Origin of the sequence: Pseudomonas sp. DCB_BI (genome assembly GCF_026240995.1) — a bacterium.
Lineage (GTDB): Bacteria > Pseudomonadota > Gammaproteobacteria > Pseudomonadales > Pseudomonadaceae > Aquipseudomonas.
In genome coordinates this window covers 58,487-77,406 of record NZ_JAPFCG010000002.1, presented here as the reverse complement: position 1 = coordinate 77,406, position 18,920 = coordinate 58,487, and the positions used below count along the sequence as shown (strand labels likewise).

General features: G+C 61.3%; 21 protein-coding genes. 8 read left to right on the top strand and 13 right to left on the bottom strand.

The features are described from left to right. Positions 1-342 precede the first annotated feature (342 nt). Both OO258_RS02695 and grxD read left to right on the top strand, forming a co-directional pair. Complete coding sequence (locus OO258_RS02695) at positions 343-2,451, top strand: molybdopterin oxidoreductase family protein (RefSeq protein ID WP_266028773.1); 2,109 nt, start codon at positions 343-345, stop codon at positions 2,449-2,451. 91 nt (positions 2,452-2,542) lie between these two features. Then, positions 2,543-2,878 carry a Grx4 family monothiol glutaredoxin gene (grxD, locus tag OO258_RS02690; protein WP_266028772.1) on the top strand — a complete coding sequence of 112 codons (336 nt, stop codon included), beginning with the start codon at positions 2,543-2,545 and terminating at the stop codon, positions 2,876-2,878. Positions 2,879-2,934: 56 nt separating this feature from the next. Here grxD and bfr read toward each other — a convergent pair whose 3' ends face one another. After that, positions 2,935-3,408: a bacterioferritin gene (gene bfr / locus OO258_RS02685; protein WP_110742790.1), complete on the bottom strand. Its 474-nt coding sequence runs from the start codon at positions 3,406-3,408 to the stop codon at positions 2,935-2,937. Between the two features lie 200 nt (positions 3,409-3,608). Then, on the bottom strand, positions 3,609-3,827 hold the full coding sequence (locus OO258_RS02680; RefSeq protein WP_016488781.1) for a bacterioferritin-associated ferredoxin: 219 nt from the start codon (positions 3,825-3,827) through the stop codon (positions 3,609-3,611). A 224-nt stretch (positions 3,828-4,051) separates the two neighbouring features. Between OO258_RS02680 and OO258_RS02675 the strand changes: the two genes are divergently transcribed. Beyond that, positions 4,052-4,654 carry a peroxiredoxin gene (locus OO258_RS02675; protein WP_012273884.1) on the top strand — a complete coding sequence of 201 codons (603 nt, stop codon included), beginning with the start codon at positions 4,052-4,054 and terminating at the stop codon, positions 4,652-4,654. An 87-nt stretch (positions 4,655-4,741) separates the two neighbouring features. On the opposite strand, the gene rnt is transcribed toward OO258_RS02675, so the two are convergent. Beyond that, on the bottom strand, positions 4,742-5,353 hold the full coding sequence (rnt, locus tag OO258_RS02670) for a ribonuclease T (RefSeq protein ID WP_236548543.1): 612 nt from the start codon (positions 5,351-5,353) through the stop codon (positions 4,742-4,744). Between the two features lie 59 nt (positions 5,354-5,412). Next, positions 5,413-6,459, bottom strand: coding sequence for a dihydroorotase (pyrC, locus tag OO258_RS02665; protein ID WP_266028771.1), 1,047 nt, complete (start codon positions 6,457-6,459; stop codon positions 5,413-5,415). 130 nt (positions 6,460-6,589) lie between these two features. Between pyrC and OO258_RS02660 the strand changes: the two genes are divergently transcribed. Further along, complete coding sequence (locus OO258_RS02660) at positions 6,590-7,552, top strand: flagellar protein MotY (RefSeq protein WP_266028770.1); 963 nt, start codon at positions 6,590-6,592, stop codon at positions 7,550-7,552. A 157-nt stretch (positions 7,553-7,709) separates the two neighbouring features. Further along, entirely contained in the window at positions 7,710-8,927 is a 1,218-nt protein-coding gene (locus tag OO258_RS02655; protein ID WP_110742796.1) for an argininosuccinate synthase, read from the top strand. 69 nt (positions 8,928-8,996) lie between these two features. On the opposite strand, the gene OO258_RS02650 is transcribed toward OO258_RS02655, so the two are convergent. Next, positions 8,997-9,479, bottom strand: coding sequence for a hypothetical protein (locus OO258_RS02650; RefSeq protein WP_266028769.1), 483 nt, complete (start codon positions 9,477-9,479; stop codon positions 8,997-8,999). A 371-nt stretch (positions 9,480-9,850) separates the two neighbouring features. On the opposite strand from OO258_RS02650, the gene OO258_RS02645 reads away from it, so the two are divergent. After that, positions 9,851-10,474 carry a response regulator transcription factor gene (locus OO258_RS02645; protein WP_266028768.1) on the top strand — a complete coding sequence of 208 codons (624 nt, stop codon included), beginning with the start codon at positions 9,851-9,853 and terminating at the stop codon, positions 10,472-10,474. A 53-nt stretch (positions 10,475-10,527) separates the two neighbouring features. Here the strand turns inward: OO258_RS02645 and OO258_RS02640 are convergent, their stop codons facing one another. From OO258_RS02640 to metG, 7 genes are all read right to left on the bottom strand, one after another. Beyond that, positions 10,528-10,704: a PA3496 family putative envelope integrity protein gene (locus tag OO258_RS02640; RefSeq protein WP_177410695.1), complete on the bottom strand. Its 177-nt coding sequence runs from the start codon at positions 10,702-10,704 to the stop codon at positions 10,528-10,530. Positions 10,705-10,808: 104 nt separating this feature from the next. Continuing rightward, complete coding sequence (gene nth, locus OO258_RS02635) at positions 10,809-11,447, bottom strand: endonuclease III (protein WP_266028767.1); 639 nt, start codon at positions 11,445-11,447, stop codon at positions 10,809-10,811. A 4-nt stretch (positions 11,448-11,451) separates the two neighbouring features. Beyond that, positions 11,452-11,976 (bottom strand): Rnf-Nqr domain containing protein, encoded by a 525-nt coding sequence (locus OO258_RS02630; protein WP_266028766.1) that lies wholly within the window; start codon positions 11,974-11,976, stop codon positions 11,452-11,454. Continuing rightward, positions 11,969-12,571, bottom strand: a complete 603-nt coding sequence (locus OO258_RS02625) for an RnfABCDGE type electron transport complex subunit G (RefSeq protein ID WP_266028765.1) — start codon at positions 12,569-12,571, stop codon at positions 11,969-11,971. Before OO258_RS02625 ends, OO258_RS02630 begins: the two co-directional genes overlap by 8 nt. Beyond that, a complete protein-coding gene (locus tag OO258_RS02620; RefSeq protein ID WP_266028764.1) occupies positions 12,568-13,542 on the bottom strand; it encodes an RnfABCDGE type electron transport complex subunit D in 975 nt (324 codons plus the stop codon). The genes OO258_RS02625 and OO258_RS02620 overlap by 4 nt, the downstream gene beginning before the upstream one ends. Next, the gene (locus OO258_RS02615) at positions 13,539-14,087 is read right to left on the bottom strand and encodes an Rnf-Nqr domain containing protein (protein WP_266028763.1); all 549 of its coding nucleotides are present in this window, start codon (positions 14,085-14,087) and stop codon (positions 13,539-13,541) included. Before OO258_RS02615 ends, OO258_RS02620 begins: the two co-directional genes overlap by 4 nt. Before the next feature lie 168 nt (positions 14,088-14,255). Beyond that, a complete protein-coding gene (gene metG, locus OO258_RS02610; RefSeq protein ID WP_266028761.1) occupies positions 14,256-16,295 on the bottom strand; it encodes a methionine--tRNA ligase in 2,040 nt (679 codons plus the stop codon). Positions 16,296-16,452: 157 nt separating this feature from the next. Between metG and apbC the strand changes: the two genes are divergently transcribed. Further along, on the top strand, positions 16,453-17,547 hold the full coding sequence (gene apbC, locus OO258_RS02605) for an iron-sulfur cluster carrier protein ApbC (RefSeq protein ID WP_110742810.1): 1,095 nt from the start codon (positions 16,453-16,455) through the stop codon (positions 17,545-17,547). Positions 17,548-17,753: 206 nt separating this feature from the next. Here apbC and OO258_RS02600 read toward each other — a convergent pair whose 3' ends face one another. Continuing rightward, positions 17,754-17,963 (bottom strand): cold-shock protein, encoded by a 210-nt coding sequence (locus OO258_RS02600; protein WP_003254922.1) that lies wholly within the window; start codon positions 17,961-17,963, stop codon positions 17,754-17,756. Positions 17,964-18,291: 328 nt separating this feature from the next. On the opposite strand from OO258_RS02600, the gene dcd reads away from it, so the two are divergent. Continuing rightward, a complete protein-coding gene (dcd, locus tag OO258_RS02595) occupies positions 18,292-18,858 on the top strand; it encodes a dCTP deaminase (protein ID WP_003258001.1) in 567 nt (188 codons plus the stop codon). Positions 18,859-18,920 lie beyond the last annotated feature (62 nt).

Here is an 18,920-nt window from a genome sequence, read left to right as displayed (position 1 = left end):
GTTTTTTTTGACAACGGGAGTGACCTGCGGCGTAAGCCGCACGGGGCGGACGAAATAGGGAAAGGCGCAATACTATAAGTAAATGTCGCCTGAAGCCAAGGGGGGAAACAGCAGCCTGATTTCAAAGGGTGTTGCAAAGGGTGTCATCACCCGTTGGCCCGTGCTGTTCTTTATTTGCTACAGAAGGTTGTACACGGCTTGCTGGCAATTTGGCAAATCACTGTCGCAAATCGTGGGCCTGATGTCGGTGGATTCACGCGGCGAAGCACGCTGGCGGGGGGGAAGGGCTGGGCGCATAGTCACAGTCACGCAACATTCCACCACAACAAGGCAGAGGCGGCCATGACCAAGACCCTGCATCACCGTGCCTGTCACCTGTGCGAAGCAATCTGCGGGCTGAACATCGAAGTCAGTCACCAAAGCGACGGGCGGGCGCTGATCAGCTCGATCAAGGGCGACCCCCAGGACCCGTTCAGCCGTGGCCACATCTGCCCCAAGGCCGTGGCCTTGCAGGACATCCAGTACGACCCTGACCGGCTGCGCCAGCCACACAAGCGCGTTGGCGAGCATTGGCAGGCCATCGGCTGGGACGAGGCGTTCGCCCTGGCCGCCGACAAGTTGTGGGCGGTCCAGCAAGCCCACGGGCGCAATGCCGTGGCGGTGTATCAGGGTAACCCTAGCGTGCACAACTATGGCTTGATGACCCATAGCAACTACTTCCTTGGGCTGCTGAAAACCCGCAACCGCTTCTCGGCCACCTCGGTGGACCAGCTGCCACAACACCTGGTCAGCCACCTGATGTATGGCCATGGCCTGTTACTGCCGATCCCGGACATCGACCATACCGACTTCATGTTGATACTGGGAGGCAACCCGCTGGCCTCCAATGGCAGCATCATGACTGTGCCCGATGTGGAAAAGCGCCTGAAGGCCCTGCGTGCACGGGGCGGGCGGCTGGTGGTGGTTGACCCGCGGCGCAGCGAAACGGCGGCCATGGCTGACAGCCACCTGTTTATTCGCCCCGGTGGCGATGCGGCCTTGCTGTGCGGCGTGCTCAACACCCTGTTCGAAGAGGGCCTGGCACGCGGTTCCCACTTGCCGGTCAGCGGCCTGCAGCAAGTGCGCGAGGCCATTGCACCCTTCGGCGCCGAGGCCATGAGCGCACACTGCGGCGTTGCTGCTGCGGACATACGCCAGCTGGCGCGGGACTTCGCCGCTGCCGACCGGGCGGTGTGCTACGGCCGCATGGGCGTCTCGACCCAGGCCTTCGGCACGCTGTGCCATTGGCTGGTGCAACTGATAAATCTGGTCACCGGCAACCTCGACCGTGAGGGCGGAGTGCTATGCACCGAGCCCGCCGTCGACCTGGTGGCAAGCACCTCGGGTGGCCATTTCAACGCTTGGCAGAGCCGCGTGTCAGGTTTGCCCGAATACGGCGGCGAGCTGCCCGTGGCGGCGCTGGCCGAAGAAATGCTCACTGCAGGTGAAGGGCAGGTGCGCGCCTTGGTGACGGTGGCTGGCAACCCGGTGCTGTCAACGCCCAATGGCCGTCAGCTGGATACGGCGCTAGAGGGGCTTGAGTTCATGCTCAGCATCGACCTCTACATCAACGAAACCACGCGCCATGCCGACCTGATCCTGCCTTCTACCTCGGCGCTGGAAAACGACCACTACGACAGCACGTTCAACTTGCTGGCCGTACGTAACGTCACCCGCTTCAACCGGGCGGTTCTGGCCAAGCCGGACGGCGCCCTGCACGACTGGGAGATTTTTGTCGGCCTGGCTCAGGCGTTTGCCAGGCGTGCCGGGCTGGAGCTGAAACCGACTTGGGCGCCGGCGCAGATGATCGACCTGGCGCTGCGCAAAGGGCGCTACGGTGAAGCAACGCCTTGGCAGCTATCGTTGGCCACGCTGGATGAGCACCCCCATGGCATCGACCTCGGGCCATTGCGCGCCAGCCTCGCGGGGCGTCTGGCAACCGCCAGCAAGGCTGTCGAAGCTGCGCCTCAGGTGCTGTTGGATGACTTGCAGCGCCTGGCCCAACAGGCGCCACCGGCGCCGGGCGAACTGCTGCTGATCGGTCGGCGCCACGTCCGCAGCAACAACTCGTGGATGCACAACTTCCATCGCCTGGTGAAAGGCAAGCCTCGCCATCAGTTGTTGATGCACCCTCAAGACTTGCAGCTGCGGCGCCTTCAGGATGGCCAGCGGGTACGCATCCGCTCACGCACCGGCAGCCTGGAAGTCGAAGTGCAGGCCAGCGAGGACATGATGCCGGGCGTGGTCAGCCTGCCCCATGGCTTCGGTCATGGTCGCCAGGGCGTGCACATGCAGATTGCCCGGGCGCAACCTGGGGTAAGTGCCAATGACCTGACCGACGAGCGCCTGCGCGACCCGGTTTCCGGTAACGCTGCACTCAATGGCGTACCCGTGCAGGTGGAGGCCGCTTGAGGGACGGCAAGGCCGAGCACACGGGTCGGCTTTCCGATACAATGCCTCACCGTGCCGACGACCGCGTCGGAAAGTTCAGCTGAGGTGCTAGATGGATATCATCGATACGATCAAAGAGCAGATTGCCAACAACACCATTCTGCTTTACATGAAAGGCTCGCCGAATGCCCCGCAGTGCGGGTTCTCGGCCAAGGCATCCCAGGCTGTGATGGGCTGTGGCGAAAAGTTCGCCTACGTCGACATCCTGCAGAACCCGGAGATCCGCGCCAACCTGCCAAAGTACGCCAACTGGCCGACCTTCCCGCAGCTGTGGGTAGCCGGTGAGCTGGTCGGCGGCAGCGACATCATGCTGGAAATGTTCGAGACCGGCGAGCTGCAGACCCTGATCAAGGACGCTGCTGCCAAGGCCAAGGCCTCCGAAGCCTGATTTTCGGCAAGCATAAAAAAACCCGCGTGATGCGGGTTTTTTTATGAGGCGGATATTTACTCTTCGCCCATCTGCGACTGCAGGTAGTTCTCGATACCGATCTTGTCGATCAGCCCCAGTTGGGTTTCCAGCCAGTCGATATGTTCTTCCTCGGCTTCGAGGATGTCTTCGAGCATGTCACGCGAGCCAAAGTCGCCAGCAGTCTCGCAGTGGGCGATCGCTGCCTTGAGATCGGCCAGGCCTTTCTTCTCGAGTTTCAGGTCGCACTCGAGCATTTCCTTGGTGTGCTCACCGATCAGCAGCTTGCCCAGGTCCTGTACGTTGGGAATGCCTTCGAGGAAGAGAATACGCTTGATCAATTTGTCAGCGTGCTTCATCTCGTCGATCGATTCCTTGTACTCGTGCTTGCCGAGCTTGTTCAGGCCCCAATCTTCATACATGCGGGCGTGCAGGAAGTACTGGTTGATCGCGACCAGCTCGTTTCCGAGGATCTTGTTGAGATGCTGGATGACGCTTACGTCGCCTTTCATGTGGGTTCCTGCCCTGTTGAAGTGTGCCAATACAGAGAAGTCTGAGCCCGATACTAAGGTGTGTCAAACCTAAGTTGTTGAATAATAAGTGAAAATTAATAGGAATAAGAATGTTTGTGAACCGCGTTGGAACGCTAACTTATTGAATCTTAGGCATAAAAAAACCGGACGCTTGGTCCGGTTCTTTGAAATCTGGCTTTTCAGGCGGCGGTAAATTCTACCGGGTAGGGCAGGGCTGCCTGGCTGACCTGAAGCTCGGTCAGGGTCTCACGGACTACTTCCTTGGCCAGGCAGGCGCATTTGCCACACTGGCTGGCGACATTGGTCGCGGCTCGCACTTCCTTGTAACTGCAGCATCCTTCATAGATCGCATCGCGGATCTGTCCGTCGGTAACGCCGACACAAAGACACACATACATAAGGGCTGACCATCGCTGGTTGAGTCGATGGGTTGGAGCTTAATGTTAATGAGAATGCTTGTCAAAGGACTTTCTGAAAGGGCCGTGCTTGAGCGACCGGCGGTTGCCTGATCGTTGGATTCGGCCTGTCACCAGAAGCCGTGTATGATGGTCGGCCTTTGTTGGATGTCGGGCAAGCCCGTCTGGCCCGGCAAACGGTTTTTCACCCTCATCAGGAGATTACAATGAGCGTACTCGTTGGTAAGAAAGCCCCCGATTTCACCGTTCCGGCCGTGCTGGGCAATGGCGAGATCGTTGACAGCTTCAACCTGGCTTCGGCCATCAAGGGCAAGTACGGCCTGGTGTTCTTCTACCCGCTGGACTTCACCTTCGTCTGCCCGTCCGAGCTGATCGCCCTGGACAACCGCATCCCTGACTTCCAGGCGCGCAACGTGGAAGTGATCGGCGTGTCGATCGACTCGCACTTCACCCACAACGCCTGGCGTAACACCCCGGTCAACAACGGCGGCATCGGCCAGGTGAAGTACACCCTGGCTGCCGACATGACCCACGAAATCTGCAAGGCGTACGACGTAGAGTCCGAAGGCGGCGTGGCCTTCCGTGGCGCCTTCCTGATCGACACCAACGGTGTTGTCCGTTCGCAGATCATCAACGACCTGCCACTGGGCCGTAACATGGACGAGCTGCTGCGCTTGGTCGACGCCCTGCAATTCCACGAAGAGCACGGCGAAGTCTGCCCTGCCAACTGGAAAAAAGGCGACAAAGGCATGAACGCTTCGCCAGAAGGCGTTGCTGCCTACCTGAGCGAGAACGCCGGCAAGCTGTAATTGCTGCGTGCATGAAAAAACCGGCCCTGGTGGCCGGTTTTTTTGTGCCTGGCTTTGGGGCGTACGAAGCGGCCCCAGAACCCTGACTCAGTCGTTGAAGTCGCGCCAGCCGCCCATTTCTTTCCAGCGGTTGACGATGCCGCAGAACAGCTCGGCCGTCTTCTCGGTATCGTAACGCGCTGAGTGCGCCTCACGCCCGTCGAAGTCGATGTCGGCGCTCTGGCAGGCCCGCGCCAGCACGGTCTGGCCGTATGCCAGGCCGGCGAGGGTAGCGGTGTCGAAGCTGGAGAACGGGTGGAACGGGTTGCGCTTCAGGTCATTGCGCGCCACTGCCGCATTGAGGAAACCCAGGTCGAAGCTGCTGTTATGACCGACCAGGATCGCCCGCTTGCAGCCATTGGCCTTGAGCGCCTTGCGCACACCGCGGAAGATATCGGTCAGCGCGCTCTCCTCGCTGACGGCCATGCGCAGCGGGTGGTCCAGCTTGATCCCGGTGAACTCCAGCGCCGCTTGCTCGATGTTGGCGCCCTCGAACGGCTCCACGCGGTGGAAGTAGGTGTGTTCGGGGAACAGGAAGCCTTTCTCGTCCATGCCGATGGTAACGGCGGCAATTTCCAGCAATGCATCGGTAGCGCTGTTGAAACCACCGGTTTCCACATCCACCACTACCGGCAGGTAGCCGCGGAAGCGCTCGGCCATGGGGTGGCGCGAACCGCTGCTGCCCTGGGTGTCCAGGTCGTCTTCGTAGAGGTCTTCGCTCACGCGTTTTCCTCCAGCAGGCGCCAGCGCAGTTTTTCACCGGCGCGCAGTGGCACTATGGTCTGCTCGCCAAATGGCAGGTTGTCCGGGGCAGTCCATTCTTCGCGGACCAGGGTAATGGTGTCGGTGTTTGCTGGCAGGCCATAGAAGGCCGGGCCGTGCAGGCTGGCAAAGCCTTCCAGCTTGTCCAGCGCGTTACGCTGCTCGAACGCTTCGGCGTACATCTCGATGGCCGCGTAGGCGGTGTAGCAACCGGCACAACCGCAGGCGGCTTCCTTGGCGTGACGAGCGTGTGGAGCCGAGTCGGTGCCCAGGAAGAACTTCGGGTTGCCGCTGGTGGCCGCATCCAGCAGCGCCACCTGGTGGGTGTTGCGCTTGAGGATCGGCAGGCAGTAGAAATGCGGGCGAATGCCGCCAACCAGCATGTGGTTGCGGTTGTACAGCAGGTGCTGGGCGGTGATGGTCGCGCCGACGTTGGCCGGGGCCTCGGTGACGAACTGCGCGGCGTCGCTGGTGGTGATGTGTTCGAACACCACCTTCAGCGTCGGGAAGCGCTCGACCAGACGGCGCATGTGCTCGTCGATGAAGCGCTTTTCGCGGTCGAACACGTCGATCTCGCTGCGGGTGACTTCACCATGCACCAGCAGCGGCATACCAGCTTCCGCCAGTGCCTCTATGGCTGGGAAGATGTTGTCGAGGCTGGTCACGCCCGAATCGGAGTTGGTGGTGGCGCCGGCTGGGTACATCTTGGCGGCGTACACGAAACCGCTGGCCTTGGCCGCGCGGATGTCCTCGGGGCTGGTGCGGTCGGTGAGGTACAGCACCATCAGCGGCTCGAAGCGGCTGCCGGCCGGGCGGGCAGCCAGAATGCGCTGACGGTACTCATCGGCCTGCTGGGCATTACGCACCGGAGGAACCAGGTTGGGCATGATGATGGCACGGGCGAAGGTACGCGCCACATCGCCAACGGTGTGGGGCAGGACGGCACCATCGCGCAGATGGATGTGCCAGTCGTCGGGGCGCAGGAGGGTCAGGCGATCGGACATTGGGGATTCCAGGCGGGTCGAACTCAAGCCCCAATCCTACCGGAAAACCCCGGGGCGAGCACGGCTATCAAGTTTTCCGGACAGCGTCCGATAGCCTGCAGGTAAGCCGTCAGAATTTGTGGAGCCGCCCGTGCGCCAGCGTTACCTAGCCCTCTTGACCCTGTTCGCCAGCCTGCCGGCCGGCGCACTGACTTTCCAGACGCGCATGGAGAACATTGCCTGGAGGGTCGAGGGTGACCAGTTCGAGTGTCGCCTGATCCAGCCGATCGACGGTTTTGGCAGTGGTGAATTCGTGCGCCGAGCGGGCGAGCAGCCCGTGTTCCAGCTGCGCTCGGACAGTAACGTGCTGGGGGCCGGCAACGCCAGTTTGCTGGCGGCAGCGGCGCCCTGGCAACCGGGGCGGGGCGATATCAACCTGGGTAATGTGCGCCTGGCCCGCACGGGTGTGCTGTTCAGCTCGTCCCAGGGCCAGGCCAGCCGCCTGATCAATGGCTTGCTTGATGGGCGCAGCACGGTGGTGCGCAATTACACTGCAGAGGCGGGCAGGCCGATGGAAGTGCGGGTGCTGCCGGTCAGCTTCGCCAAGGCTTACAACGACTACCAGGTATGTGCCGGCAAGCTGCTGCCGATGAATTACGATCAGGTGCGCCAGACCCAAGTCGGTTTCCCGGGGGGCGGTATCGAGCTGGATGAGGCGGCCAAGGCTCGGCTGGACGTGATCCTCGACTACATGAAAGCCGACCCGACGGTAAATCATGTCGAGCTCAACGGCCACTCCGACAATAGCGGTAACCGCCTGACCAACCGCGACCTGTCGCGCCGCCGGGCATTGGCAGTGGCCGACTACCTGAAGGCCCATGGGGTGGCGGAAGAGCAGATTACCGTGCGCTTCCATGGCGAGCGTTATCCGCTGGCGAAGAACAACAGTGCGGCGAATCGAGCGCGGAATCGGCGGGTGAATATCGAGCTGGATCGGGTGGCGGTGGTTGAGAAACCGGTGGAAAAGCCGGCAGGGCAAGTGGCGCCGGTCGCTGCGCCAGCACCGGCGGCGGCGAACCCGGCTACCGCCGTGCCCGGTGCGAAGGTGCCGTGAAGCCATCAGTCTGCTGCCAGGTCATACCGCAAAAGATATCCGTCGCGCCTGCGAAAGTTCTTGTCGCTTTGTCGTCAGAAGCTGTCGCCCCACTGTAAATTTATCCGCAACGCCGTTAGAATCGACCCCTTTCCGTACAACCCCGTGGAGTGATGGCATGGCGGACGTAAAAAAGGTCGTACTGGCGTATTCCGGCGGCCTTGATACTTCGGTGATTCTCAAGTGGCTGCAGGATACCTACAACTGCGAAGTGGTGACCTTCACCGCTGACCTGGGTCAGGGCGAAGAGGTCGAACCGGCCCGTGCCAAGGCTCAGGCAATGGGTGTGAAAGAGATCTACATCGACGACCTGCGCGAAGAGTTCGTGCGTGATTTCGTATTCCCGATGTTCCGCGCCAACACCGTCTACGAAGGCGAGTACCTGCTGGGTACTTCCATCGCCCGTCCGCTGATCGCCAAGCGCCTGATCGAAATCGCCAACGAAACCGGCGCTGACGCCATTTCCCATGGCGCCACCGGCAAAGGCAACGACCAGGTACGTTTCGAGCTGGGCGCGTATGCGCTGAAGCCAGGCGTGAAGGTCATTGCTCCATGGCGCGAGTGGGACCTGCTGTCCCGCGAGAAGCTGATGGACTACGCCGAGAAGCACGGCATCCCGATCGAGCGTCACGGCAAGAAGAAGTCGCCGTACTCGATGGACGCCAACCTGCTGCACATCTCCTACGAGGGCGGTGTCCTAGAAGATACCTGGACCGAGCACGAAGAAGACATGTGGCGCTGGAGTGTCTCGCCTGAGAACGCACCGGACCAGGCCACTTACCTCGAGCTGACCTACCGCAACGGTGACATCGTTGCCATCGACGGCGTCGAGAAGTCCCCGGCCACCGTCCTGGCCGACCTGAACCGCATCGGCGGTGCCAACGGCATCGGCCGCCTGGACATCGTGGAAAACCGCTACGTCGGCATGAAGTCGCGCGGCTGCTACGAAACCCCTGGCGGCACCATCATGCTCAAGGCCCACCGTGCCATCGAGTCGATCACCCTGGACCGCGAAGTCGCTCACCTGAAAGACGAGCTGATGCCGAAGTACGCCAGCCTGATCTACACCGGCTACTGGTGGAGCCCGGAGCGTGTGATGCTGCAGCAGATGATCGACGCTTCGCAGGTCAACGTGAACGGCGTGGTACGCCTGAAGCTGTACAAGGGCAACGTGACCGTGGTTGGCCGCAAGTCGGACGATTCGCTGTTCGATGCCAACATCGCGACCTTCGAAGAAGATGGCGGCGCCTACAACCAGGCTGACGCTGCCGGCTTCATCAAGCTCAACGCCCTGCGCATGCGCATTGCTGCCAACAAGGGCCGTTCGCTGCTCTGATAGCTGGCTTGTGCAACGAAAGCCCTGGCTCATGCCAGGGTTTTTTTTGCCTGCGGAAAACCAGTGCGTTCAACAGTGGTGTTGAGCGATATCGCGATCAAGTGCACTGATCGACAGCTGTGCACATTGACGTTTATCCAGGTTGCAAAAGCGCCAGGTGCGCGTTGGTCCAGGCGGTTGGGCAAGGGCATGGAGGAGTTGCCGCTCCATCATGCGCTGGGCCTCGGGCCCGGAGAACATGAAGGTGAGCGGTTCGTCCGCCAATACCTCTGGGGCATCATTGGCCACTGCGGCTGTAGCCTCGCTGTTCGGTGATGGCGTACTGTCGTGTGTCGTTCGTGCAGCGGGCGAGTTGTAGAACGACTTGGAATTGAAGTTCAGTGTCAGGAAAAACAGTGCCGTCAGAAAGAACGGAAAGCCCACTAAAAACCAGGTGTAGAGATTTTGGCTGGACTCGCTGAGAAACGGCAGCGTGGCGAGGGCGGAAGCTTCGATGATCCCCGAGAAGATGGCAATGATCGTCAGCGGGGCGACAGGTTGTGCTTGGGGCATGGGGGGCATCTTCAGCGATTTTGTCCATCTTTACCTGACGGCCGCGATCAACTAAAGACTGGAGTGCTTTCCGGGTGAGGCGTAAATGGCCACACGCAATGCTTTGTTGGTTATTCACCGTGCTCGAATTGAATGTTTCTTCAAGCTGCAGCGCGTTTTCGGCTGACGCCTATTAACCGTGGGTTAATACGGTGAATTTCGGTAATAAGGACTTTGCTTGTTACAACCATAGTCGTGATGTGTAGGAAATTTCTGTAAGTGTTGTGAGTTTATTCTGCCCTTGTGTTTCCTCGGCAAATCGCCGCGCCAGCAGGCGTCCCGTCGGTTATGGTGACATGCCAGAGCAACAACAATGAATGAATGGATGTCGCATGAATAAAGTGCTTATCGTGGATGATCATCCGGTCATACGCCTTGCCGTACGCATGCTGATGGAACGGCATGGGTATGAAGTCGTGGCAGAGACCGACAATGGAGTGGCTGCGCTGCAGCTGACACGGCAACACCGGCCGGATATTGTGGTGCTGGATATCGGTATCCCGAAACTCGATGGCCTGGAGGTGATCGCCCGCATGGCGACATCGAGCCCGGGCAGCAAGGTATTGGTTTTGACATCGCAGGCGCCGGGCAACTTTTCAATGCGCTGCATGCAGGCGGGGGCGGCAGGTTACGTGTGCAAGCAGCAGGAGCTCACCGAGCTGCTAAGTGCCATCAAGGCGGTGTTGTCGGGTTACAGCTACTTCCCCAACCAGGCCATGCACGCTTCACGTGGCAGGGCGGCGGCCAGCGAGACCGACATGGTCAACCGCCTTTCGGCGCGTGAAATGACGGTGCTGCAGCAGCTTGCGCGAGGGCGTTCGAACAAGGAAATTGCCGACAGCATGTACCTCAGCAACAAGACGGTCAGCACCTACAAGTCGCGCTTGTTGCTGAAGCTCAATGCGCGCTCGCTGGTCGACCTGATCGAGCTGGCACAACGTCAGGGTCTGAACTGACCGCCTGGCCTTGAAGCCTCCAGCCAGGAGGCTTTGCCAGGGGCACCGGTGGGCTACAGATCGTAGTCGAAATCGGCCAGCTGCTTTTGCAGGCGCCGCTCTTCCAGCATGTTGTCAATGGTACGGCGCTTGCTCAGGTTGGTCTTTGCGGTTTCCACCTGCGGTTCCGCGTCATCGTCTGCGGCAACAAAATCATCTTCGATCGACAGGTCGTCTTTATCGGCACTCATGAGTCGCTCCAAGCCAAGGGGCCATTGGCCGTCCTTATAACCAGAAAGCAGACGCTGGTAAAAAAGATTTTTTCAATCGTGGTGATGGGTTTTCAGCTATCGCCTCAATCGTCAGAGGTTTTGTGCTTGTACTCGCACAGGTCTTCGATCCTGCAGCTGCCGCATCTTGGCTTGCGCGCCTGGCATACATAGCGCCCGTGCAGAATGAGCCAGTGGTGGGCGTCGAGCAGGTAATCCTTGGGTACGAATTTGACCAGCTTCTTTTCCACTTCCAGCACCGTCTTGCCTGGCGCGATACCTGTGCGGTTACTGACGCGGAATATGTGGGTGTCCACCGCCATGGTCGGTTGGCGGAATGCTGTGTTCAGCACCACGTTGGCGGTCTTGCGGCCAACACCGGGCAGCGCCTCCAGGGCTTCGCGGGTTTCAGGTACCTGGCTGGCGTGGCGCTCGATCAGCAGCCGGCAGGCCTCGATGACGTTCTTGGCCTTGCTGTTGTACAGCCCGATGGTCTTGATGTATTCGCTAAGGCCTTCAACCCCGAGGGCATAGATGGCCTCGGGGGTATTGGCGACGGGGAACAGGCGGGCAGTGGCCTTGTTGACGCCGACGTCGGTGGATTGCGCGGACAATGTCACCGCTACCAGCAGTTCGAACGGGGTGGTGTAGGCCAGTTCTGTCTTTGGGTCGGGGTTGTCTTCGTGCAGCCTGCGAAAAATCTCCAGGCGTTTGGCGGCATTCATGAAATCAGAGCTTTCCTTGACGGCGGGAATGGGCGGAGCCCGGACGCAGACGATTGTACAAGGCCAGCAGCAGTCCGAGCAGTAGCAGCGCACCTGGGGCCAGGGTGGCCAGGTGCAGGTTGGCAAATTCGGCCAGCCATTGGCGAATGGCGCCGAGCAGCAGGCAAACGGCGAATACAGCGCCGAGGTTGCTGGCAAGCAGTCGCCAGCGCCCCTCTTCGGGAAGCAGGTGGTCGCTGGCCAGGCATAGCAGGCACAGCAATTGTGGATAGTAGCCAAGAGCAAGTGCCATTGGCAGCGACCAGGCACGCAGGGCCATCTGCAGGCAACTGGCCAAGGCTGCCAGCAGCAGCAGGCTGGCCACGACATAGGCGCAATTCGCCAGGCGCTGGCGCAGGGGGGCCAGCAACAGTTGGTGCAGGCCGCCCATCACGATTGCGCACAAGCCAATGGCGGCGCCTTCGCGCAGGGTCCGGGTGGCGCCCAGCAGGGGCACCAGGCTTACCCCCAGTAGATACAGCCTATTCATGCCCGTTTTCCTTCAGTAGAACGCTGCGCTGCTCATCGAAATAGCCAAGCGCCTCCTGCAGTGCAGTGATGACTGCGCGTGAGGTCACGGTTGCGCCCGCCAACTGGTCAAAGTCGCCTTGGTCCCGTTTCAGCGCCCAATGATCGCCCAGATCGCGGTTGGCAAACTGCTCCAGCCAGTGCAGCTTCGGGTCGCCCAGGCGCGCACCCAGGCCAGGGGTTTCCTGCTGTTCAACCACCTGGCTGCTGATCAACCGGCCGTTTATGGCAATGGCCACGCTCAGCACGATCGGCCCGGCATAGCCCTGGGTCTGGGTGATCAGGATAATGGCAGTTGGCTTACCCGCCTGTGTCGCTCGGTAAGCCGCCAGGATTCGGCTGTTGGGCCGCTGGGCGGCGGGCGTGGGCAGTGGATTGTCCAAAGGCTGGTTGTCATGAATACCTGCTGGCAGTACGGCCAGCCGCTGGCGGTTTTGCAGCTGCTTCTCGGCATTGGCGATGGCCGGGCTGGTCCACTGCCGCCAGGCCAGGGTGGCAGACACCGCCAATGCGCACGTCAGTAACAGCAAGCCTGCGTCTCGTGCCAGGCGTTTCATCGGCCGGCCTGCTGATGCCGCATGGCCAGGCGGTCGAGCGTCGGTGACATCAGGTTCATCAGCAAAATGGCGAACGCCGTGCCATCCGGGTAGCTGCCCCATGTGCGAATCAGGTAGATCAGCAGCCCTGCACCCAGGCCGAAGCCAAGCCTGGCCCACGCGTTCTTGGGGCCGGACACCGGCTCGGTCGCAATGAAGAACGCCGCCAGCATGGTCGAGCCCGAGAACAGGTGCAGCAACGGCGAGCCGTTGGAGTCCGAACCGGAACCGTTCCAGCCCAGCAGGCTGAACACCAACAGCCCTGCCAGCAGACCGAGTGGCGCATGCCAGCTGATCACTTTGCGCTGCAGCAGGAACAGGCCGCCGAGCAGGAAGGCCAGGTTCACCCATTCACTGCCTCTGCCGCCAATAGCGCCGAACCCCGGATGGGTGGCAAACAGCTCTTCGATGGTGAGGCTGCGATTGTGGCGCAGCCCGTCGAGAATGGTCGGCCGGGCCCACGCGTCGATCTGTTCGCCACCGGCAGACAATTGCTGCAGGCTGTCGACCAGGCCAGGTGCTGGCCCAGGCCAGTGGTTCATCTGCAGCGGGAAGCTCAGCAACACGAAGGCATAACCAACCATGGCCGGGTTGTACAGGTTACGCCCCACGCCACCGAAGGCCTGCTTGCCGATGCCGATGGCAACGCATGTGGCTACTACCGGCAACCACCATGGCGCCAGGGTCGGCAGCGCGGCCGCCAGCAATACGGCAGTCACCAGTGCGCTGCCGTCATTCAGCGCTGCAGTGCACGGCTGGCCACGGAGCTTCAGCAGCGCGGCTTCACTCAAGAGTGCGGCGCAGGCGCACAGCAACAGGTTCAGCAGCATACCCCAGCCGTGCAGCCACAGCAGCGCCAGCAGGCCGGGCACACAGGCCAGCAAAACCAGGCCCATGCTCGCGCGCAGTCGTGGGTCGGGTGGGCTAGTCATTGAGCGAACATGCCGTTGAAGCCGGAAAAGGCCATGGCCATTACGCCAGCGCCGATCAATTCAAGGGGCAGGCCGCGCAGTACGCCGGGGATATCGGCGTGCTCGGTGCGTTGGCGCAGGTCGGCGAACAAGGCCAGTGCCAGCCAGAAACCTGCGCCCGCCAGCACGCCTTGCAACAGTGCGGCAAGCCAGGGGCTGCTGTCGCTGGTCTGTTGCAGGGCAAGCCCCAGGACTACGGCATTGCTCGACAGCAGCGCTGGCAACGCCGCAACGGGCCAGGCCGGGCGCAACTTGGCCAGCAGCCGTGGCAGGCCCCAGGCGAGCAGCGCTAGCCATGGCAGAAGCAGGAACAGTGCAAGGTCGAGGGCGTGCAGCGGAGCCAGTATCCCGCGCACCAGCACTTGCGCACCGATCACGCCCAGGGCAATGCACAGGGCGCAGGCCAGGCCGTGCACATGCAGATGCAGCCGGGAAACGGGCTGTGGTGGTTGGCACAGGTGATTGACCAGCGCAGCGCTGATCAGGACCAGGAGGAAATCGCTCATGAGAAAACGATAGCCGGGAATCGGGGGGGGTGGTCCGGTGATTGGCGCCGAAGCCTTGGGGCCGCTTTGCGGCCCTGTCTCAACACAAGGCCGCCCCCACAGGTGTGCGCTTGCACCCGGCAGGACCGGCGTTGCGATGGGCTGCGAAGCAGCCCTCGGCAAGGTTGCTTACTTGATGCGCTGCCCTGGCTTGGCGCCGCTGTCCGGGCTCAGCAGGTAGATTTCTTCGCCGCCAGGGCCCGCCGCCATGACCATGCCTTCGGATACGCCAAAGCGCATTTTGCGTGGTTTGAGGTTGGCCACCATCATGGTCAGGCGACCTTCCAGCTTGGACGGGTCGGGGTAAGCCGACTTGATACCGGAGAATACGTTGCGGCGCTCGTCACCAATGTCCAGGGTCAGTTGCAGCAGTTTGTCGGCACCCGGTACAGCCTCGGCCTTGACGATCAGCGCTACGCGCAGGTCGACCGCGGCGAAGGTGTCGAACTCGATTTCTGCGGACAGCGGGTCCTTGGTCAGCTCGCCGTTGCCTGCCGGGGCTTTGGCTTCGGCTGCCAGCAGGTCTTCCTTGCTGGCCGCGACCATGGCTTCCACCTTGGCCGGCTCGATGCGGCTCATCAGCGCCTTGAACGGGTTCAACGGGTGGTTTTCCAGGCGCGACAAGTGGTCGTTCCAGGTCAGCGGGGCCACGTTGAGGAAAGCTTCGGCGTCGGCCGCCAGCAGGGGCAACACTGGCTTGAGGAAGATCACCAGCTGGCGGAACAGGTTGATGCCCTGGGCGCAGATGGCCTGCACTTCATCCTGCTTGCCTTCCTGCTTGGCCAACGACCAGGGCGCTTTGTCGGCGATCCACGCGTTGGCACGGTCGGCCAGCGCCATGATCTCGCGCATGGCACGGCCGAAGTCGCGGCCTTCGTAAGCTTCAGCGATGGAGGGGGCCGCTGCCAGGAAGGCCTCGGTCAGCTCAGGGGCAGCATCACCGCTGACCATGACACCGTCGTTGCCCTTGTGGATGAAGCCGGCGCAGCGGCTGGCGATGTTGACCACCTTGCCAACCAGGTCGGAGTTGACCTTCTGCACGAAGTCTTCAAGGTTCAGGTCGAGGTCATCGACGCCGCGACCCAGCTTGGCTGCGTAGTAGTAGCGCAGGTATTCCGGCTGCAGGTGATCGAGGTAGGTGCGGGCCTTGATGAAGGTGCCGCGCGACTTGGACATCTTGGCGCCGTTGACGGTCAGGTAGCCGTGCACGTTGACTGCGGTCGGCTTGCGGAAGCCGGCGCCTTCGAGCATGGCTGGCCAGAACAGGGCGTGGAAGTTGACGATGTCCTTGCCGATGAAGTGATACAGCTCGGCCTTCGAGTCTTGATTCCAGAACGCGTCGAAGTCCAGTTCCGGGCGGCGGGCGCAAAGGTTCTTGAAGCTGGCCATGTAGCCGATCGGTGCATCCAGCCACACGTAGAAGTACTTGCCTGGCTCGCCCGGGATTTCAAAGCCGAAGTACGGTGCATCGCGGGAAATGTCCCATTCCTGCAGGCCGGAGTCCAGCCATTCGGCCAGCTTGTTGGCGACCGCGTCCTGCAGGGTGCCGCTACGGGTCCATTGCTGCAGCATGGCCTGGAAGTCTGGCAACTTGAAGAAGAAGTGCTGGGAGTCGCGCAGTACCGGGGTGGCACCGGAGATCGCCGACTTGGGGTTCTTCAGCTCGGTTGGCGCGTAGGTGGCGCCGCACTTTTCGCAGTTGTCGCCGTACTGGTCTTCGGCCGCACACTTGGGGCAAGTGCCCTTGATGAAGCGGTCAGCGAGGAACATGCCCTTTTCCGGGTCGAAATACTGCGTCACCGAACGGGTAGCGATGTGGCCGGCATCACGCAGGCGCGAGTAGATCAGGCTGGACAGCTCGCGGTTTTCTTCACTGTGGGTGGAGTGGAAGTTGTCGAAGTCCACCAGGAAGTCGGCGAAGTCGCTGCTGTGCTCGGCCTGGACATTGGCAATCAGTTGCTCCGGGGTGATGCCTTCCTTTTCGGCGCGCAGCATGATGGCCGAGCCGTGGGCGTCGTCGGCGCAGACATAGATGCACTGGTTGCCGCGCAGTTTCTGGAAGCGCACCCACATGTCCGTCTGGATGTACTCCAGCATATGGCCGAGATGGATCGATCCATTGGCATAGGGCAGGGCGCTGGTAACGAGAATCTGACGTGGCTCGGACATGGTGGCTCGGCTACTTATCTGGCTCGGGGTAAAAATGAGGGTGATCGGCCACTATAAAGGGCTGGCGAAGATATTTCACCCCGCAAGCGCATCTGCTGACGATTGACGGGTTAGGATAGGCGCCTGTTTTACATTCAGTTTGCCAATGGGAGTCTCCATGAGTGCCGTCACCCGTGCCGCCGTCGAAGGCGTGCTTCGCCAGTACACCGACCCCTACCTGAACCAGGACCCGGTCAGCGCCGGTTGCGTGCGCGCCATCGATATCCAGGGCGGGCAGGTCCGCGTGCAGTTGCAGTTGGGGTATGCCGCAGGGCTGTTCAAGAACGGCTGGGCGCAGGTACTGCAGACTGCCATCGGCAACCTGGAGGGCGTCAGCGGCGCCGAGGTGTCGATCGACTGCGTAGTGGCTGCGCACAAGGCCCAGGCCCAGGTCCCGGCCATGGCCAACGTCAAGAACATCATCGCCGTGGCCTCGGGCAAGGGCGGGGTGGGCAAGTCGACCACCGCGGCCAACCTGGCCTTGGCCCTCGCCCGCGAAGGTGCACGGGTGGGTATTCTCGATGCCGACATCTACGGCCCAAGTCAGGGCGTGATGTTCGGTATCGCTGAAGGCACCCGGCCACAGATCCGTGAGCAAAAGTGGTTCGTGCCGATCAAGGCCCATGGGGTAGAAGTCATGTCCATGGCATTCCTCACTGACGACAATACGCCGATGGTCTGGCGTGGCCCCATGGTTTCGGGCGCGCTGCTGCAGTTGGTCACCCAGACTGCCTGGGACGACCTGGATTACCTGGTGATCGATATGCCGCCAGGTACCGGTGACATCCAGCTGACCCTGGCGCAGAAGGTACCGGTCGCCGGTTCGGTGATCGTGACCACGCCGCAGGACCTGGCCTTGCTGGATGCCAAGAAGGGCGTGGAAATGTTCCGCAAGGTCAATATTCCGGTGCTGGGCGTGGTCGAAAACATGGCCGTGCACATTTGTTCGAACTGCGGCCATGCCGAGCACCTGTTCGGCGAAGGTGGTGGCGAGAAGCTGGCCAGCCAGTATGGTGTCGACCTGCTGGCGTCGCTGCCATTGTCGATGCTGATTCGCGAGCAGGCTGACAGCGGCAAGCCGACGGCGGTTGCCGAACCGGAAAGCCAGATCGCCATGGTTTACCAGGAGCTGGCCCGCCAGGTGGGGGCGCGGATCGTGTTGCAGGAAGCTGCGGCGCCGGCCATGCCGAGCATTACCATCACCGAAGACTGACGCATTTCCTGTGGGAGATTGCCCAACCGCTTGGGCTGCGGCGCATGGCACCGGCTTTGCCGGTGTTCGCGGGGCAAGCCCGCTCCCACAAAGTCCCGGCAAAATGAGTCAGTCTATGGGAGCGGCCTTGCATGCAGGGCCTTTCACAGGCATAAAAAAACCCGCCAGAAGGCGGGTTTTTTTGAAAGCTAGGAAGCGAGATCGACTTAGGCGATCTGAACTTCTTCAGCCTGCATGCCTTTCTGGCCGCGGGTAGCGACGAAAGTAACAGCCTGGCCTTCTTTCAGGGTTTTGAAGCCGTCAGCTTGGATGGCTTTGAAGTGCACGAACAGGTCGTCGCCCGACTGAGGGGTGATGAAGCCGTAGCCTTTCTCATCGTTGAACCACTTAACAACACCGGATTGACGGTTGGACATTTTTCTGTCTCCTTGGACAATTTGATAACGGTCAGGAAAAACCCTGCCCGGGACTGAGCGCAAAGAGAGCAGAAAATTCAGCGATGGGCCGATCAGGATCGTGCATCAAACTAGAGATTCTCGGTGTCACGTGCAGCACAGTGGCGTCACCTTACCCCACTTTCCGCAACCTGCCAATGGTCTGAAGGCGCTTTACGCAAATTCGGATCGACGGCGGCTACAACCCCCGCCCGGCGCGGGATGCGGCAGGGAACTTTAACCTGGGCGCCGGGACCGGTAAGATGCGCGTCACGATTTTCACCACGCAACTCTTCAGGACACCCCCGCCATGAGCATCAAATCGGACAAGTGGATTCGCCGCATGGCGCAGGAACACGGCATGATCGAGCCGTTCGTCGAGCGCCAGGTGCGCGGCGAGCAGGACAGCCGGGTCATCTCCTTCGGCGTTTCCAGCTACGGCTACGACGTGCGCTGCGCAGACGAATTCAAGGTGTTCACCAACATCAATTCCGCCACCGTCGACCCGAAAAACTTCGATGCCGGCAGCTTTGTCGACATCAAGAGTGACGTGTGCATCATTCCGCCAAACTCGTTCGCCCTGGCCCGCACCGTCGAGTACTTCCGCATCCCGCGTGACGTGCTGACCATCTGCTTGGGCAAGAGCACCTACGCCCGCTGCGGCATCATCGTCAACGTCACCCCGCTCGAGCCCGAGTGGGAAGGCCACGTGACGCTGGAGTTCTCCAACACCACCACGCTGCCGGCGAAGATCTACGCCAACGAAGGTGTGGCACAGATGCTGTTCCTGCAGTCCGACGAAGAATGCGAAGTGTCGTACAAGGACCGTGGTGGCAAATACCAGGGCCAGCGCGGCGTCACCCTGCCGCGTACCTGAGCCGACAAGCGCGGGGAATTACCCGCGCCTTTGGCACTCCAACCTGATAATGCTGCTGCGCA

What these genes read in the sequence shown, in the direction of transcription:
- OO258_RS02650 (WP_266028769.1), bottom strand. Translation starts at nt 9,479, where the DNA reads ATGCCCCAAGCACAACCTGTCGCCCCGCTGACGATCATTGCCATCTTC.
- OO258_RS02615 (WP_266028763.1), bottom strand. Translation starts at nt 14,087, where the DNA reads ATGAGCGATTTCCTCCTGGTCCTGATCAGCGCTGCGCTGGTCAATCAC.
- metG (WP_266028761.1), bottom strand. Translation starts at nt 16,295, where the DNA reads ATGTCCGAGCCACGTCAGATTCTCGTTACCAGCGCCCTGCCCTATGCC.
- pyrC (WP_266028771.1), bottom strand. Translation starts at nt 6,459, where the DNA reads ATGTCCGATCGCCTGACCCTCCTGCGCCCCGACGACTGGCACATCCAT.
- OO258_RS02625 (WP_266028765.1), bottom strand. Translation starts at nt 12,571, where the DNA reads ATGAAACGCCTGGCACGAGACGCAGGCTTGCTGTTACTGACGTGCGCA.
- rnt (WP_236548543.1), bottom strand. Translation starts at nt 5,353, where the DNA reads ATGGCCGAGCGCTTCCGCGGCTACCTGCCGGTAGTGGTGGATGTGGAA.
- OO258_RS02630 (WP_266028766.1), bottom strand. Translation starts at nt 11,976, where the DNA reads ATGAATAGGCTGTATCTACTGGGGGTAAGCCTGGTGCCCCTGCTGGGC.
- apbC (WP_110742810.1), top strand. Translation starts at nt 16,453, where the DNA reads ATGAGTGCCGTCACCCGTGCCGCCGTCGAAGGCGTGCTTCGCCAGTAC.
- OO258_RS02655 (WP_110742796.1), top strand. Translation starts at nt 7,710, where the DNA reads ATGGCGGACGTAAAAAAGGTCGTACTGGCGTATTCCGGCGGCCTTGAT.
- grxD (WP_266028772.1), top strand. Translation starts at nt 2,543, where the DNA reads ATGGATATCATCGATACGATCAAAGAGCAGATTGCCAACAACACCATT.
- OO258_RS02620 (WP_266028764.1), bottom strand. Translation starts at nt 13,542, where the DNA reads ATGACTAGCCCACCCGACCCACGACTGCGCGCGAGCATGGGCCTGGTT.
- bfr (WP_110742790.1), bottom strand. Translation starts at nt 3,408, where the DNA reads ATGAAAGGCGACGTAAGCGTCATCCAGCATCTCAACAAGATCCTCGGA.
- OO258_RS02640 (WP_177410695.1), bottom strand. Translation starts at nt 10,704, where the DNA reads ATGAGTGCCGATAAAGACGACCTGTCGATCGAAGATGATTTTGTTGCC.
- OO258_RS02645 (WP_266028768.1), top strand. Translation starts at nt 9,851, where the DNA reads ATGAATAAAGTGCTTATCGTGGATGATCATCCGGTCATACGCCTTGCC.
- OO258_RS02600 (WP_003254922.1), bottom strand. Translation starts at nt 17,963, where the DNA reads ATGTCCAACCGTCAATCCGGTGTTGTTAAGTGGTTCAACGATGAGAAA.
- OO258_RS02675 (WP_012273884.1), top strand. Translation starts at nt 4,052, where the DNA reads ATGAGCGTACTCGTTGGTAAGAAAGCCCCCGATTTCACCGTTCCGGCC.
- OO258_RS02695 (WP_266028773.1), top strand. Translation starts at nt 343, where the DNA reads ATGACCAAGACCCTGCATCACCGTGCCTGTCACCTGTGCGAAGCAATC.
- dcd (WP_003258001.1), top strand. Translation starts at nt 18,292, where the DNA reads ATGAGCATCAAATCGGACAAGTGGATTCGCCGCATGGCGCAGGAACAC.
- OO258_RS02680 (WP_016488781.1), bottom strand. Translation starts at nt 3,827, where the DNA reads ATGTATGTGTGTCTTTGTGTCGGCGTTACCGACGGACAGATCCGCGAT.
- nth (WP_266028767.1), bottom strand. Translation starts at nt 11,447, where the DNA reads ATGAATGCCGCCAAACGCCTGGAGATTTTTCGCAGGCTGCACGAAGAC.